Genomic DNA, 15,960 nt, shown 5'->3' with positions numbered 1-15,960 from the left:
TTTTTTGACGGGTCACATATATGTCTCTTCCACGCGGCTTGAATACTCAAACCATTGATCGCCCGACGGCAACTGCACGGTGGGCCTCACCTTCTGAAACCACAGCCTATCGCCATCGCGAGGGTGATATCCTTTTAGGCTATACTTCAGGCCTGACCAACTTAGCCGCTGACACCGACGCCCGTCTTGTCGATATTGCAGACCGCCTCCAACAAAGCAGCCTGATCAGTACACACCCTGATTGGGCGTCGGAGCACCTCGGCAATATCGACGCCTGGCGTTCTCGGCTCAGTACCGCACGCATACCAATCGGCTATGGCGACAACCGGCATCTAGTCACTGTGGCGGGCAGTCGGTCAGGCAAGGGCACGTCAGCAATCATCCCCAACCTCTGCATCTATCCTGGGTCTTGCGTAGTCATCGACCCGAAAGGCGAAAACGCTTCCATAACCTCAGCACGTCGCGGAACGGGGTCGCAATACTGCGATGGTATGGGGCAACGTGTCAGCGTGCTCGATCCTTTCAAGATCAGCCGTATCCAACCCGACCTACATGCCGCCTATAATCCGCTCGATCTCCTTATCGAGGGAGACGAAAGCATGATCGACAAGGCCGCATCGATCGCGGAAGCCTTGGTTGTCCAATCAAATGAAAAGGATGCGCATTGGGATGAATCTGCCCGCGAATTGATCAAAGCCCTTATCCTGTATGTCTGCCTTACCGAAACTGAAGACCGGCATCTGCTGCGGGTTCTGGATTTGCTACGATCAGGCGTTCGGGGCGCTCCAGAAGATCAAATCAGCATAACTGACGAGGACGATAACCCCGATTACTTCCGGTCGTTGCTATACAACATGTCCGAAGAAGCTCGTCTGAACGGGGCGATATCAGGGATAGCCGAAGCGCTTTTGGACGCAAGTGCAGGTGAATATGGTTCAATCCTCTCCAATGCGCGCAGAAACCTGTCTTTCATGGAGAAGCCGGGGATGCGCCAAGTATTGGCGCGCTCAACCTTCAACATCGATGATCTTAAACTGGCGAAAGGCGGCATGACGGTATATCTATGTCTTCCCCCTACGCGCATGGCTGATTGCGGCCGATGGCTTCGCCTAATGACCGCGGTTATGCTGGACCGGGTATATACGGTCAAATTCAATACTGATCCCAAAACCGGGGATGCTCCGGACGATGCTACTGCGACAGGGTTTCCAATCCTCTTTCTTTTGGAAGAATTCCCGGTTCTCGGGCACATGAAAATTATCGAAACGGCCGCCGGGTTTGCGGCGGGGTATGGTGTCAAACTGTGGCTGGTCATCCAAGATCTGACCCAGTTGAAACGGCACTACAAAGAAGGGTGGGAGACCTTCATCGGCAACGCCGGGATCATCCAGGCCTTCGGCAACTCTGACGTAACATCTCTGGAGTATCTATCAAAGAAACTCGGGGAAACCGAAACCGTGCAGTCGGTTACCAGCACCACAACGAGTGCTGCGTTGGCCACGAACGATCCAAGCGAATACCAAAAGGCAAATGCATATATAGGACACGGCAAACTCGGAGCATTCGTTGCACCCTTGCTAGCAACGGCCGACCAACAGTCTACCGGCTATACCGAAACGACCACTAGAGCGACAAATCCCCAAATACAGCGATCACCTCTGATCAAACCCGATGAAATCGAGCGCCTCTTTCGCCGGGAAACCAATATGCAGATGGTTCTGATCAAGGGGGAACGGCCTATCGCGCTGCACCGCGAGGAGTACTTCTCCGCGCCGCAGTTCCTCGGTCTGTTCAACCCGGATCGCGCACCCAGAAGAAACAAGGCAGATGCTCTACGTGAAGCACAAAGCATCCGAGAGATAAGGGATCAGGAAACACAACAAACGGTGACCGATGCGGCCGCGTTTGCAAGCGACCTGACAACAGCGTTAGATGAATTTGACGCCGATTAAGCCGGAAGAAGGTGAAGGGCCCGCCAATGGCGAGCCCTTCGTCAACGTTCCAAGCCGGGTGTTCTCGGCCTTCGAATGACCTTGCGACCAGGTTGCTTGTCCAGGGCCGCCCCTGCTTTTTTCAGATGCACGGATGGCTCACGGTCCAGTTTCAAGGCAGGTTTATCCTTCCCGGCGCTGCCCTTGCCGCTAACCGCGCGATCAAAATCCGGCTTTGCCGACTTCGGCGATTTACCCTGACCAGACCGTACAGACCTTTTGCCCTCGCTGCGGGCACGGTCACCGTTGAAAGCCCGTTTCGCTTGGCCACGGCGTTGCTCTAGCTTACTCACAACGCACCCTCCAGATTTTTGATTTCATCCTCAATCCGATCAATCTCGGACTGCAGCTCGCTCAACTGTGGGCCATAGTTGATTTCAAGCAGCATGGTGCAAGCTTGCTGTGCAGTCATGCCATAGCCGCCGCCAGGTAGCTGGCGCATCAATTCTTCTGCCAACGGACCAAGCAAAACCAGGAACCCACATTTTGCCTTGAAGGCCTCCGCTTCGGCATGTGTTGTGGCGTAGGTTTGCCGGTTAATTGAAAGTTGTTCTTTCATTGTCTCAATCACTGATATGCGCTCATTTGCTTGCGTATAGGCGATCGTCAAAGTTCGGCCGACAAAAGCAGCAGGGGTTTGATCTGCAGGCATAAAAAACTGAGCCAGAACCAGAACCGCAGCCCCCAGGAACATGAGGCCACGCGCTGTGATCGACACAGAAATACCTGTGCTATTTTTGCCAGTAGGCTTTTTGGGGGGCTTGATTGGCATAACGAACCTCCGTTGAGGCCAATTTCCCGTTTGGGAATTTGGATGGGGTTAGAAAAAAGCAGGGCGACACCGTCGCCCTGCTTTTTACTCTGCGGGATAACCTCGGGGGCGCCCTGCAAATGGAAGAATGGGTTGGTCAGGGTCGTCCTGAACGCGGGTTCTGTCAATGACAGTGCTCCCACCAACTTCTGGCTCAACTTCTTCTTCACGTATCTGCGCCGAAAGCAGCACGACGAAGAACATGAGCAATGGAAGCAGTTCCACTGACACACCTAAGACATGGGCCATGTACACCTTGTCTGAATAGGTAACGGCCGCCTCATAGCGGTCCATCGGCTCAAACACAGGTACAGGCCGCGACAGCACTTCATCGCGCATCTGGAAGCCTTGGCTGTCGAAGCGTTTCGCCAGACGCGCGACTTCCGCATAAGGACTGTTTGCCAGGAATCCCGGATCGAAATGAAGTCGCTCTGCCTCTCCGCGCGCACGTGAAATTGCAGCATGCAGCAAAGCAATGTGGTCGTTGAACCCTTCCACATCTCCATCGCGCGCAGCGCGACGCGCCTCTTCGATCTGCACACGCGCCTCATCCAAAAGCGCTTGCTGAAGACCAGCCTGGCTTGATGCATCATCCTGCATCAAGCTGAATCCCGACACCATGTCTTCTAGAACACGCGTGGCCGGACCAGTTCCACCACCACGCTTGGAAAGGCATCCCCGCGCTATTTCACAGCGAAGATACGCCTGTAGCTGGCCTGCGACCTGACTACCTTGGCTGAGCTGCTGGTCAGTCAGACGAGACTGCTCTTCCAATGCGGATACCAGCTCAGTTACTTCTGACAGATAGGCTTCTTTATGATGACGCATCCCTGCATCGCCGCCAACCGCAGAAGTTACGAATTGCGCCGAGATGGCAATCATCAAGCCAGTGAGAACAATCGCGGCCCCGGAGAGCAGCGCGATTGCCACTGGTTCGCGTTTCTGTGCGGCTAGATCCAACAGCATATGCCAAAGGAAAGCCATCATGGCTGTAACCACGATGGCCAAGCTTAGCGGTAGAACCCAGCCAATCAATCCTCCCTGCTCAATGAAGAAGTCGCGCAGCCCCCAGAAGCTGGAAAAGCCGACACCAAGGCTCGCAACAATCGCAAACCCCTGGGCAGCTCTCAGAAAGGGAGGCGGCGACTTTTGATGTTCGGCGGGTTTGCGCCCGCCACGCTCAGCAAAATCCGACATCCTGTCGCCTCCTTTGACATGGGGAACAGCCCCCACGAATCAGAAGGTAACAAAAATATAGAACTGTGCACAATTATTTTTTAATTTGGCTGCAAACTTCTTAATAGCCGCATCCGCTCTCTGTTCTGGCGGCGCGCTTGTTGAACGGCTTCATACTCGGGTGTACCAGGCTTCGGCAAATACCGATCACTCAGCTTCGGAAGCCGCAACCAGGCGGGCATTTCATCCTTTTGCAGTCTGTTTTGCAGAGCGCGCCAGGCGCTAGGATCAACAACCTTGAGGTCCGCCTGATTCATGCCGCCAAACCAAGGCTCATAGGTATCTTTCAAGAACTTAAAAATGCACATTCTCGAAGGAAGCCCACGCGCAGTCCGTTCGCGCCATTGGTTTTCCGATGCCACCTTTTGAAATTCTGGGTCGTCCTTAACAAACTCGTAACTCACTCCACGATTATATAGTTTTTTTCCTTTTTTTTCAACTATTTCTGAGATTGGCGCTTCAACCTCAAGCCCCCTACTGCGAAGAAGTTCGAAGACCCGCTGCTCTCTTTCCTCACGCGTCAAGGATCGTTGATTTGGAAGTCGTCCCATCTAAATAGACCTAACTTTCACTGAGCCGGACAGCCCAAGTTGTGCATTGACCAAATTACGGAGCTGTCGTCTGACGTCCTTCCTATCAAGGAAGTTTCGCAATCTTAGCCGATCAAAGAATGGATTCCCGTCATAGATGCCGAAATCCACCTTGCAAGCGTATCCCAAGCTCTCAGCGCGTAGCTCGGAAAAACGACCAAGTGTCTCCCCCAAGGAGAAAACAACGAGGTCATAGGGGTAGAGCCGTGCCAAACCCATAGTCTTGTCGAGCAACGCTTCAAAATCTGGAAATTCAAAATCCCCAGATTCGATAGGGGCGTTGCTTCGAGACTGACCGTTTCGGTCTCGCATAACAGCGACCTGGTGTGCAAACACGTCATAGACGCATTGAAGATATGCGGCCTTAGATTTCCGCCTAATCCGGTTCTCAAAGTCTCGCATCATTGAATGGTAGATCAGGAATCGGCTTTGAAATTCAGAAGATGAAACAATATCCGCTTCTGGATCACCGTCGCTTGCCGCCCCATCCACGACAATGGTCGCTGCCATCCAGGTCGCGCCCGAAACACGGATTGGAAGCGTCAACAGCGACGGGCGGCGGGCGCCCGGGGCCATCATCTGCAGGAGATAGTGAAGGATAGCAAAGCGGCGAAGCTCCTTCTCTCGCTCCTCATCCGTTGCGCTATCGGCGATCCACCCTAAATCCCCGCGAGAAAACGGATCGACATTTAGTATCGAGGCGCCCGACATGAGAACATACTCGGGAAACAGCCTAACATTACTTGATAACGGGACCCGCAAAGAAGCAATCAAATGCCTATACCTTGCGGAATCTACATTTTCCCAGAACCATCGATCTGCATCGACATTCGGAAAAGGGGTCAGAGATTTTCTATCGATAGTCTGGCAACAGAAACGAAATTGTTGCCTCTGCTCACGCGACAAAAAGAAGTCAATTCCGTAGAAGTAGGCGCCAAACCTTAAGTCAGTTCTATCGAATTTTTTTCTGGAAATCAGAAGGTTAGAAATTTGCCCCCCCGGCCGACGTAGCGCGGGCGAACTGACTATCAATCCAGTTTCGGCTTCGAGCAAATCATCCAAGCTCGTAAAATCTGCTCTCACCTCTGCTTGAGCATCAATGGTTTCCGCGCCGCGACGAGGAACAATCCGCATTTCACCCTGGGCCAACTGACGGACATTCACCTTCCGAGGTCGCCGCTCATAGCGCGTCATAAGGCTTTGCGTCTCTCGATCGGCAGGGTACTTGCGAGGGTCATCTTGGTAGGCTTGAATAAGCGCGGTTGCTTCGAAAATCTCTTGGAAGTTTTTCTCAATGTGTTCTTCTATTCCAAGTTCACACAAAGCGGCTCCAAATGGCCGAAAAACCCTCTCCAAAACACGACCAACTGTCGAAGAGCGTGAAATGGGCTCAAACTCCACGTTTTGCTTTCTGAAGTCGGCCTGCGGATTTCGTATGACATCAAAGGGGATGACAAAGAACGACGAATGAAAAAGCCGGACAGCGTAGGGCTCTACCGCCTCTTCCGGAACATCCGAAAAGTCAGACTTCATACCCAACCTCCGCAAGGCTCCTTCGAACTCGTCAAGATATAGCGGATCACCGTGCGTGTGGCGATCAACGATGTAGCCATGCGTTTCGTCCGACTTACGACAAATCGCAAAGATCAACGGTTTCTGGAACAGAAAGATCACGCGATTTAGAAGGCGGAAGAAACTGAAGCGATCGGCGTTTTTTTCGAGACACATATCTGCCAGAGTGAAACGAACATGCTCAATGCGCTCCGAAAGCGACATTGAGCCATCCTGCTCAAGTTCATCCAGCAAATCCAGCCTCCATGCAAAGTTCAGCCTCACAATGTAGAACTGTGCAACGTTTGGAATGCAAGAGGATTCTTTCGGCCCTGCCGTATCCGTTGACCCAATGTGAACAGTAAGCGACTGAGCGACAGATCGTTGCTAAGCCGTGACAAAAACGGTCGTTTTTGTCACAAGCTGGCAAGCCACGAAAGAACAAGCTGTTGATAAGGACAAAAACCCTCGGCAAAACCTTTGCAGTTTTGGCAGGTTTTTGTCACGCTACGGCATGATCATTGGATATGCCCGCGTCTCGACCGACGACCAGAACCTCGATGCCCAAACCGACGCGCTACAAGCGGCCGGTGCAGAGCACATTTTTTCAGACAAGATCAGCGGCTCGATGCGCAAGCGTCCAGAGCTCGACAAGCTGCTTGATCAGCTTCGCTCTGGCGATGTGATCGTCGTCACCAAGTATGACCGCCTCGCCCGAAGCTTGCGTGATCTGCTTGATATCGTGGAAGCCATCAAGGATCAGGGCGCGGGCTTCCGCTCCCTTGCCGAAGACATTGACACAACTACGCCGGCCGGCCGGCTCGTCTTCCACGTCTTTGCCTCCATCGCCCAATTCGAGCGCGAGCGCATATCAGAACGCACAAGAGAAGGTTTGCAGGCGGCAAAGGCGCGCGGCCGCGTTGGTGGTCGGCCCCCTGCCCTTACAACCGCACAAAAGGCCGAAGCGCGGCGCATGCGCGATGATGAACAACGCTCGATCTCGGAAATTGCACGGCTGTTCAAGGTGAGTGAGAGAACTGTGCGGCGGGCTTAAATGATTTCATTCCGGTAGCAGGAAAGCGTTCCTAGCACTCACAAGGTCTTCCGTCGCACCAGAAATGGCATGTTGGTATGCTGCTTCCGCTTGGCGAAGCTGCTCTGACATCGCTCGTTGCTTTTTCAGATCACTACCAAGCGTATCCACGAGAATCCGATTTACGTCTTCTGGGGTTAGTTCGATCAATCCAGTGGAACCCGTGTACAACCGTTCGATTTGGACCGCTCCGCCTCCGACCCTCAGATAATCGGCAAGATAGTATGGGTCGATACTCTCTGAATCTGCGCGGATAATTGTAACATGGCCATCTGCAACCCCAGGAATATCAAGATCATAAACACCTACCTTGCCAAGTGTACCTGTTCCCGTTGAAGCAATGAGAACGTCGCCTTTTTCAACCGCAACAGCCTGCATTTCTTCAAACACGTCTTTCTCAACGTAATCTTCACTCGGAACCACCATGCCATAGCGAGTGATAGAAGTTCCCGCTTTGATAACAGCAGCATATCCATCAACATCACCTACGTATGTTTCTGATTTAGGGCTTGAACCTCTCCGCGTTTGGATTGTGTTGATGGTAGCCAAAGAGGCGGCTCCAGCCTTTGCCATTGTTTCAACAACACCGACGGCCTCTGGATGCCAATACTTGAGATCAAGTCGGAACGAAGCATCCTCTTTGATTGTCTTCATAGAGACATCAAAAGCAGACCCAAAATTGCCGCCCCGCAGATCGTAGCCGGTCTTTCCGAGAGCTTCGCTCTCGACTTCAGTAAGCACCCCCTCAAGGTCGAAACCACGGATAGTTTCTCCTGATCCATGGTAGCCAAGTGACGCCATGTCTATGAATGTCACATCGTAGTTTTCATCTAGATCAACATCTGAATGTTCGCGTCGTTCCATGAGAAGAACACTGGAACGGACGTTAATTTTGTTCGGCTTGAACGTTTCCTCCGGCAATCGGACAACAACCTTCACTCTGGCGTTTTGAAACAACCACTTCCGTAAGTCCCGCGAAGATGCCGTATTCAGCAAGCCATCATCAATCACGGTGCAAATGTCACCTCCCGGTTTGGTCGAAAGAAGCATCTTTTGAAGAAATAGTTGCTGCCCCTTTGAAAGCCTCAAAGGATATTGCTTCCAATCATTTGCCCCAAGGGAATCTGTCTCCGATGTGCCAAACGGTGGGTTTGCGATGATCACATCACAGTCAGCCTTTGAAGCTGACCAGTTTTGCGCGGACTTTGCCAGGCTGTCTTCGGCACGAATGTTTGTATGACCGTCACCGGCGATAATCATGTTCATCTTGGCAGATGACGCGACTCCCTCATTGGCATCGGAACCAAAAAAAGTATCACTTTTGAGCTTGGTGCATATCTTGTCGTATGCACTTTGAGTGAGAAGTTTGTCGCTCTTCGCTTCTTTTGCCCACTCCAATGCTTCTTGCATGAAATAGACAAGAAAACCACCTGTGCCGCAGGCGGGATCTAGAACCTTCGGTTGTTCCCCACTCAGGAGAGATCCGAAGATCTTCTTTCTTCCTATCAAAACGCTTGCCAATCGAACCACTGGCCGCGGGGTGAAGTACTGCCCGAGTTTTTTCCCCTTTAGAGTCGCGCGCACAAAGTATTCGAATGCAGCCCCTTTCGAATCCAGGCTGCTATCGTAGAAGCTTACCGCTGCGAGTTGCGATACAATGTATCGAAACGTCTTGGCATTCTTCAAGTTCAGTCTCGTGCCAATCACGTCACCAAATGGTGTTTTGTCTTTGATCGCCTTGATCATTTGCTCAATGGCGTCACGCACTTGGTCTGCTTCTTGTTCTGGCCGAGCTGCAAGCTCGTGAAACCTGTATGAGTAGGGTAACTCGAAATCTGAAGTATCCGATTTTTCCTCTAGTAGCTTTAGAAATAGAAGCCGAGAAAAATCATCAAAGGCCGTTTCTTCATTTTTTTCGATCTTTCGAATGGCGCTGTGACAACGAGCAAATAGAGCATTCAGTTGCTTTAGGGGAAGTCCTGGTCGAAACGGTAAACTACTTTCCCCTGTGCCAAGGGGTAAGTCGGTAGCGTCTGAGTTGGCTTTCAAAGCCCGCATAACAGCGGGAAGCTGATCTTTGTTTGGTATCTTCTCGGTGAGCATCCCATCCCATCGGATGGGCTGTTTGCTTTTGGTATTGTAGGCGCGAATATCTTTTCCGTTTGTTACGACAACAAACGGAACTTTATTGGCGATGCCGTAATCAATTGCTTGTTTTGCGTCCTTTGCAGTAAGGCTCTTAGAGCTGCGCTTTGCCTCGATAAGAAATTGAGGCTTGCTCTTTCCCCCAGTCACAAGAAGATCGACATAGCCATTCGTGTATCGCTCTGGGTGCTTGGTTGCTGTTTCAAAGTCGATGTCGGTTTCGACGTCATAACCGCGACGCACAAGATAGGGCAAAATCCTTTTGATGACGGTATCTGTCTCAGAATGGATTGCCATGTGTGCCCTGCCCTAGTGTTCTAGTTTTTTGCAAACCTAACAGCTGTGGTTGTCATACGCACCTTCGAAATGCACAACATTTGGCTCTATACACAGTTTTCCCCGTATCTGCCTTACACCCCTAAGGGGCCGAAGCACCGTCCATTGAAAGCATGCTTGCATGCAAGGCGCTTTGCAACAGAGCCTTGGTGGAAGTGAAAGTTGATCTGCTTTCGGAGCCGTCCCTTGCTTGAGCCCGAAAAAAGAACAGCACGGTTCACGCTGCAAGGGCGCGAAGCGGGAGCGGAGCCACGCGCAAGATGCGAAGCATCTGAGCATGGCGAGCACCCACCCCTTGTAGCGGGGTTCGTGATGGTCTTAGGGCTTCATGAAAGCAAGGATGCCTCTCCGATTTGCGCATCTGCTTTTGGTGAGTCCTGAAGCCTCTTTTTGTGGTGGGGCGCGCGGGTTCGCCCCATAGGGGCGAAGGGGCGCATATAGGTTATCGGCCGACTAGGCCGATGCCTTTTCGAAGCAGCTCGAAGAGCTGAGAGAGAGTTATATAGAGTTAATATAGAGTTACAGGATTCCATGTGGTCGATAACCGTTTGAAAAACCTTGTTGAATCGGCCCGATTTTCCGAAATCGGTGTGTGAAGTGACGAAAGATGGTGTGTGAAGTGACGAAAGATGGTGTGTGAAATGACGAAGAGCTTGCAAAGTTATCCACAGGCTGAGACGGTGTGTGAAGTGACGAATCTTGACGCCCGGTGTGTGAAATGACGATAGTAACGCAAGGTGTGTGAAGTGACGAACCTCTAACAAAATCCTGGTGTGTGAAATGACGAATGAAAGCGCTGTGCTCCCTGCCCGATCGCCGCTCCTGCCGGACCGGCATCCGCAGCGCGATCTGTTCGTCTGTGACATCGTGGACGCGGTGCCAAAGGCTGACATGGCCTCGATGGAACATCCTGTATTCTCGCTCTCAACCAAGCCAGACATGCGCACCCGCCGCTATGAGCGCGGTGAAAATTGGATTCAGATCGCCCCGTCCCGCCAGGGGCTCGCAACCGTGCATGATCGGGACATTCTGATCTACTGCATCAGCCAATGTATCGGCGCGCTCAATGAAGGCCGAAAAGTTAGCCGCCATGTGCGCTTCAAAGCGCATGACTTGCTGGTCGCCACCAACCGTCAAACCTCGGGGCGCGGCTATGAGCTCCTACGCGATGCCCTGCGCCGCCTGAAAGGCACCGAGATCGAGACGAGCATCCGGCAAGGGGGCAAGGAGCACTTAAGCGCCTTCGGGCTTATCAGCGCCTTTGAGATCGTCCGAGAGACACGCGACGGGCGCATGCTTGATGTCGAGATCACGCTTGCCGATTGGGTGTTCGATGCGATTGAGAACAACAATGTTCTGACGCTCAACAGGCAGTACTTCTTCTTGCGCAAACCCCTTGAGCGCCGCCTCTATGAGATCGCGCGCAAGCATTGCGGGGCGCAACCCATGTGGAAGATAGGCCTTGAGCTCTTGCGCGACAAATGCGGTTCCAGCTCGACAGTGAAGGAGTTTCGCCGCCTGTTTGGAAAAATCATCGACGATGATGGCCAGCATGATCACATGCCCGATTATGCCTTCATGATCGAAGAAGACGTTGTGATCGTCCGGCCGAAGAAGGAAACGCACCAGAGCGCCCTGCCCTTGCCGCTCTCGTCCTTGCGCCTTGCGCCCGACACGCATGAAGATGCGCGCCGTCTCGCCCCTGGCTGGGACATGCACCACCTCGAAGATGAATGGCGCGCGTGGGTGCTTGAAAAGGCGATCTCCGTCAAAGACCCCGACAAGCACTTCCTCGCCTTTTGCAAGAAGCGCGGCGCGTATAAGCGCTAAGCATGCTTGCATGCTGCTTGCATGCAATGCGCCTTTGTGGAAAAGCCGCAAACATGCTTGGCGCGAATAATGTAAGCGTGCTAGCATGAACAAAAATAACGATTTGGCAGATCGGAGCAGCAGATATGACTTACATTATCGGGATGGTGTCCCAGAAAGGCGGCGTTGGTAAATCCACCCTCGCCCGCATGATGGCGCGAGAATTCGTCACCGGTGGCCTCACCACCAAGATCGCAGACCTCGACACACAACAGCAGACTTGCACCCATTGGGCAGGACGGCGCGCCGAAGGTGGCGTTACGCCCGAACTTCAGGTGCAAAGCTTCGCCACTGTAAAAACCGCGCTTGCCGAAGCGCCGCGCTTCGATGCGCTGATCCTTGATGGCAAGCCGAACGCCTCGGATCAAACCGCTGAGATTGCAGCAGCGGCCGATCTTGTCGTGATCCCAACAGGGCAAACCGTTGACGATCTGCATCCTGGCGTCGTGCTCGCGCATGCGTTGCGCAAGAAAGGCGTCTCCCCTGAGAAGATCGCCTTTGCCATGTTCAAGACCACGGGTAGCGAGCGCGAGAATGCCGCCGCAAGGCAGTATCTCACCGAAGCGGGCTATCTGGTGCTTGACGGCGAAGTCGGCGTCTCAACGGCCTATGGCTCGGCCTCAGACGCAGGAAAAGCCATTACCGAAACCTCATTCCGCACCTTAAACGAGCGCGCGTCCAAGCTGGCGCAAAGCGTGATCGACAAGATGGCAGAACTTCAAGAAAGGCAGGTCGCGTAATGGCCACGAATATTGCAAAGCTCAAAAGCACCAAGGGCGCGCCACCTGCGGCCGAAGCCGCGCCCGATGTGATTGCCGAAGATACGCGCGATGCAAGCGAACCTACGGTCGCCCTGCAAGTGCGCGTTCCTAAGTCTGTCTTTGAAGGGTTTTCTGAACAGGCAGGGCGCGAATTTGGCTTCAGTCATGGGGCGAAGAAGAAGTTTTTCCTGAAGATTTGGGAAGAGTACAAAGCGCAAAACATGTAAGCATGCTTACATGCAAAGCGCGTTAGCGCTTTGCATTAATCGCGCTCGAAACCCTTATCCTTGTTCCTGGGCCGGTTGCGGCTGCGCTTCGCGCCTTCGGCGCGGCGCTTCGCCCGCTCAATCCGATCTTCCGAAACCTCGCGCTTTTTCCCGCCACCATCGGAATCCGTTTTCTTGGCAACCTTATCGAGCGCTTTTGCCGCTCGGCTGCGATCTGATGGGGCAGGGGCCAGACCGGCCGTGTCGGACCCGGCCCGAACACGGAACGATTTACGGGCGACCTCACCAGCTCGGCCACGTGATCCTTCAGAACGCTTTCGCTCGATCAAGCGTTCATCACGCATGCGCTCGGCCGCATGCCTGCGCTCCATCTTTTCCCAATCGCGCCCGTAACCTTGCTTCAGCTCGTCGCGGCGCTCGTCCATCCGGGATTCGATCCCCTGAAGCGATGTCTTCAGGCTGGCAAGGCTCGCCTGGTCGCGCTTTTCCGCCCCGGTGAGCTTTCGCACTACGGATCGAAACAAACCCTTCTTGCCGATCCGTTCCTCTGTTGTGCCGATCTCTTTGTCGAGCTTCGCACAGGGGCGGGCGTATTCGCGCCGTAGAGCCGCCTCAAGGCGGTTCTGGCGGCGGGTGAAGGTTTGCTTGAGCTCAGCAGCTTCTTTGGTCTGGCGGGTGCTCCTGGCCTCTCTGATGTCATTTGGCTCAAGCGAACGGTGCTCCTTCACCCAATCATACTCTTCGCGCGTGATATTCTCGTTCTTGACGAACTGGCCTTTCTCACGCCGTGCATTGTGGTTCACCCGCGCCTGAACGCGAATTTTGCCCTGGCCGCGTTCATAGCCTTCCGCCCATTTCGAAAGCTTCAGGTGATCTTTCGATGTGCTGGCCGCTTTGCCATTCTCAGGGTGAACACGATTGAGGATCACATGGATATGCGGGTGCTGTGTGTCTTCGTGCGCGACCAGCACCGCTTGTCGATCCTCCATCCCGAGCGCTTTCAGGCTGTCTTGCGCTGCCGAGACCATTTCATCCGGGGTAGGGGTCTCGTCCTGCGCCCAGGCAAGGCTGTAGGTATAGACGGGCTTTTCAAGCTTACGTCCCGTCGCCTTCACGCCTGCGGCCTGCTTCAGCTCGCTCTGATGCATGGCTGTCCACGCCATCACCTTCAGCGACCGATCAGGACTGTCGGTGTGAGTGTTGAGCGTGTGCGTGAATGCAACGCGCTCGGAGGTGAGGGCGTCTTTATCATGCAGATAATAGAGCCCTGCACCTTGGAAGGAGGCTCCCCCGGGACCGACGCGGGGGATCATAGCTCGATCATCCTATCGAGGAGCTGATCCACCTTGGCCAACGCCTCCTCAAGGCCGTCCGGCATGTAGCCGGTCTTGTTGGCCACACGCGCAAGCTGGTTGAGATTGACCCCGATCCGGCGAAGCTGATCGACGGTCTCGAAATCCGCTGACGCGCCCTGCTGCACCACCACCTCGGTGGAGAGGGCGGCACGGCGAAGAAACTCTGACGACGACAAACTCGCCCCGGCTGCGCGCAGAAGAATTTCTGCGTGTTCGGCAGGCGAGACGCGCGCTTTGATCCATTGCGCGCGTTTGTCACTCGTCGGTTTCTTCGGTCGTGCCATGGCTCCTCTCAGCCGCAAGCGTTCCCGCTTGCCTGGTGGGGCATGCCGCCGAGGGCGCGATATCGGTTCACGATGATCGTCTGCCCTTGGCGAGCCGTGTCCTTGGACGCGGCTTTAGCCCTGGGGTTTGGTTCAGGAGGGGGGTGGGAAGAGACCCCTCTAATCCTGACCAGATCGACGCACTTGCGTCGAGTTTATGGGGTTCGGAAATTTATTTCCGTGACACAAAAACATATCTGGCTACTCTGCTTATTGTGAATGTTTACCATAAGGCTCTGAAGTTTTCCACTGTTTTGAACGGATTGCCAAAAGCACGTTCGCCTAACGGCGAACTCAGCCTCTCAGAAGAGGCTGAACCCTGCGGGTTAGTCAGGGAAGACGGATGCTCCGACAAGTGATACGCTAAGATAGAGCACAGCCGCAGGCAGGTTGGATTAGACATGGCGAAAGACGACAAACCAAAATCGACGGAAGGCGTGCAGCCAGACCTGAACGCCATGCATTTCGTGTCGAGCGGTTTCGAGCCCGACTACAACGTTATGCATTATGCAGACGGGCGAAAGCTTGCCGCCGTGGAACGCGACAAAACCGCCAAAGCGAAGCGCCGCACGCCCCCTGATCAAGAACGGGAAAGGTGATTTCCCTCGCCGGAAAGGTATCCCTGTTTGATCTAATCACACAGGGATAACGGAAGGGTAGGGCGCCTCGACCCCCTCAAGCACTGCCCTCTTCGCTTTGCTCCTGCGGGATCGCCTGACCGGCCCTCCGCTCTTGCCTCTTCATCGGTCACGCCCAGTATCGCGCGCTCTAGCGATCCGCTTGCCCGACCGACTGCGATCGCCGGTTAGTGCCCCACGGATGCTTTCCTGCATCAGAGTGTAATCGCAGTCATTTGCCCTGGCCGAAGCCTCCATCCACATGTCGCGGTCAAGCTTCCGGATATCGAACCGATGACCAGCCCTGTCTGCAAGCTGCTTAAGGAACAGCCGCTGTGTTCGACCATTGCCTTCCCTGAAAGGGTGGACGTGATTCAGGTCTCCAATTATCTCGCCCCCCCTTTGGGCAAAGATATCCCGATCGGTTCCCTTGAAATACCCCGCAGCGACGATCCGTCCGTGAATGTCTTTCATCCCCGCCTCAATAAAACTCTTTGGCTGAAACTGGCTGTCACCTTTGCTGATCTCGACAGTACGAACCTTGCCTGCCCAGTCATAAACCGCCCCAAAAAGATGACGATGAATCGCCTTCAGATGTGGTAAATCAAAGTCTCCACTGGGCACGCCCTGTTGGGAACGGTTCTGCACAATCAGGCGTTCTGCACGATCAAGAGACTCTGCATCTCGGATGTTCAGTTTGTTCCGCAGAACTGTGAAATCCGGCGGATAACAATACGTCTCGTCGCTCATTCAGCGGCCGAAGGACTGCTTTCCCGACTGACCAAATCAATTATGTAAGCTTCCCGCTCATCATAGGACCATCCTTCCCGATCAAACATCTCGAACAATGCCTTATCAGCCGCATCGAGAGGATTGCCCTCCATCATCTGCGAGTGCGCCGCCTCGGCAAAGCGTTCTCGTGCTAAAGGGGATTTTGGGTTCTGTTTTTCGGTCCGATCGGTCATGCTTTTATTGTATCACGATTTTTTTGACGGGTCACATATATGTCTCTTCCACGCGGCTTGAATACTCAAACCATTGATCGCCCGACGGCA

General features: G+C 53.7%; 15 protein-coding genes. 6 read left to right on the top strand and 9 right to left on the bottom strand.

Annotated elements, in window-relative coordinates; genetic code table 11:
- The first annotated feature begins 38 nt into the window (after positions 1-38).
- Positions 39-1,952, top strand: a complete 1,914-nt coding sequence (locus tag EK369_RS20990) for a type IV secretory system conjugative DNA transfer family protein (RefSeq protein WP_164727069.1) — start codon at positions 39-41, stop codon at positions 1,950-1,952.
- 328 nt (positions 1,953-2,280) lie between these two features.
- On the opposite strand, the gene EK369_RS20985 is transcribed toward EK369_RS20990, so the two are convergent.
- The 4 genes from EK369_RS20985 to EK369_RS20970 all read right to left on the bottom strand — a co-directional run bounded on the left by EK369_RS20985 (position 2,281) and on the right by EK369_RS20970 (position 6,434).
- Positions 2,281-2,763, bottom strand: coding sequence for a hypothetical protein (locus EK369_RS20985; RefSeq protein WP_127116238.1), 483 nt, complete (start codon positions 2,761-2,763; stop codon positions 2,281-2,283).
- An 84-nt stretch (positions 2,764-2,847) separates the two neighbouring features.
- The gene (locus tag EK369_RS20980; protein ID WP_127116237.1) at positions 2,848-3,999 is read right to left on the bottom strand and encodes a hypothetical protein; all 1,152 of its coding nucleotides are present in this window, start codon (positions 3,997-3,999) and stop codon (positions 2,848-2,850) included.
- Between the two features lie 80 nt (positions 4,000-4,079).
- The gene (locus tag EK369_RS20975) at positions 4,080-4,562 is read right to left on the bottom strand and encodes a hypothetical protein (protein ID WP_127116236.1); all 483 of its coding nucleotides are present in this window, start codon (positions 4,560-4,562) and stop codon (positions 4,080-4,082) included.
- Positions 4,563-4,589: 27 nt separating this feature from the next.
- Positions 4,590-6,434 carry a hypothetical protein gene (locus EK369_RS20970; protein WP_127116235.1) on the bottom strand — a complete coding sequence of 615 codons (1,845 nt, stop codon included), beginning with the start codon at positions 6,432-6,434 and terminating at the stop codon, positions 4,590-4,592.
- Between the two features lie 259 nt (positions 6,435-6,693).
- Here EK369_RS20970 and EK369_RS20965 point away from each other — a divergent pair, with 259 nt between their 5' ends.
- Positions 6,694-7,233, top strand: a complete 540-nt coding sequence (locus EK369_RS20965) for a recombinase family protein (RefSeq protein WP_127116240.1) — start codon at positions 6,694-6,696, stop codon at positions 7,231-7,233.
- 6 nt (positions 7,234-7,239) lie between these two features.
- On the opposite strand, the gene EK369_RS20960 is transcribed toward EK369_RS20965, so the two are convergent.
- Positions 7,240-9,714 carry an N-6 DNA methylase gene (locus tag EK369_RS20960; protein WP_127116234.1) on the bottom strand — a complete coding sequence of 825 codons (2,475 nt, stop codon included), beginning with the start codon at positions 9,712-9,714 and terminating at the stop codon, positions 7,240-7,242.
- A gap of 930 nt (positions 9,715-10,644) precedes the next feature.
- Here EK369_RS20960 and EK369_RS20955 point away from each other — a divergent pair.
- The 3 genes from EK369_RS20955 to EK369_RS20945 all read left to right on the top strand — a co-directional run bounded on the left by EK369_RS20955 (position 10,645) and on the right by EK369_RS20945 (position 12,610).
- On the top strand, positions 10,645-11,583 hold the full coding sequence (locus tag EK369_RS20955; RefSeq protein WP_235871505.1) for a replication initiator protein A: 939 nt from the start codon (positions 10,645-10,647) through the stop codon (positions 11,581-11,583).
- Between the two features lie 125 nt (positions 11,584-11,708).
- Positions 11,709-12,362 (top strand): ParA family protein, encoded by a 654-nt coding sequence (locus EK369_RS20950; RefSeq protein ID WP_127116232.1) that lies wholly within the window; start codon positions 11,709-11,711, stop codon positions 12,360-12,362.
- Positions 12,362-12,610, top strand: coding sequence for a hypothetical protein (locus EK369_RS20945; RefSeq protein ID WP_127116231.1), 249 nt, complete (start codon positions 12,362-12,364; stop codon positions 12,608-12,610). The genes EK369_RS20950 and EK369_RS20945 overlap by 1 nt, the downstream gene beginning before the upstream one ends.
- Before the next feature lie 35 nt (positions 12,611-12,645).
- On the opposite strand, the gene EK369_RS20940 is transcribed toward EK369_RS20945, so the two are convergent.
- Together EK369_RS20940 and EK369_RS20935 are read right to left on the bottom strand one after the other, a co-directional pair.
- Positions 12,646-13,923 (bottom strand): relaxase/mobilization nuclease domain-containing protein, encoded by a 1,278-nt coding sequence (locus EK369_RS20940; protein ID WP_127116230.1) that lies wholly within the window; start codon positions 13,921-13,923, stop codon positions 12,646-12,648.
- A complete protein-coding gene (locus EK369_RS20935) occupies positions 13,920-14,249 on the bottom strand; it encodes a plasmid mobilization protein (RefSeq protein ID WP_127116229.1) in 330 nt (109 codons plus the stop codon). The genes EK369_RS20940 and EK369_RS20935 overlap by 4 nt, the downstream gene beginning before the upstream one ends.
- Before the next feature lie 440 nt (positions 14,250-14,689).
- Here EK369_RS20935 and EK369_RS20930 point away from each other — a divergent pair, with 440 nt between their 5' ends.
- On the top strand, positions 14,690-14,887 hold the full coding sequence (locus EK369_RS20930) for a hypothetical protein (protein WP_127116228.1): 198 nt from the start codon (positions 14,690-14,692) through the stop codon (positions 14,885-14,887).
- Between the two features lie 141 nt (positions 14,888-15,028).
- On the opposite strand, the gene EK369_RS20925 is transcribed toward EK369_RS20930, so the two are convergent.
- Both EK369_RS20925 and EK369_RS20920 read right to left on the bottom strand, forming a co-directional pair.
- Complete coding sequence (locus tag EK369_RS20925; RefSeq protein WP_127116227.1) at positions 15,029-15,655, bottom strand: Fic/DOC family protein; 627 nt, start codon at positions 15,653-15,655, stop codon at positions 15,029-15,031.
- Positions 15,652-15,870, bottom strand: a complete 219-nt coding sequence (locus EK369_RS20920) for a hypothetical protein (protein WP_127116226.1) — start codon at positions 15,868-15,870, stop codon at positions 15,652-15,654. The genes EK369_RS20925 and EK369_RS20920 overlap by 4 nt, the downstream gene beginning before the upstream one ends.
- Positions 15,871-15,960 lie beyond the last annotated feature (90 nt).

Source organism: Shimia sediminis, from assembly GCF_003990645.1.
GTDB classification, from domain to species: domain Bacteria; phylum Pseudomonadota; class Alphaproteobacteria; order Rhodobacterales; family Rhodobacteraceae; genus Shimia; species Shimia sediminis.
This window is presented reverse-complemented; position numbering and strand designations above follow the sequence as displayed.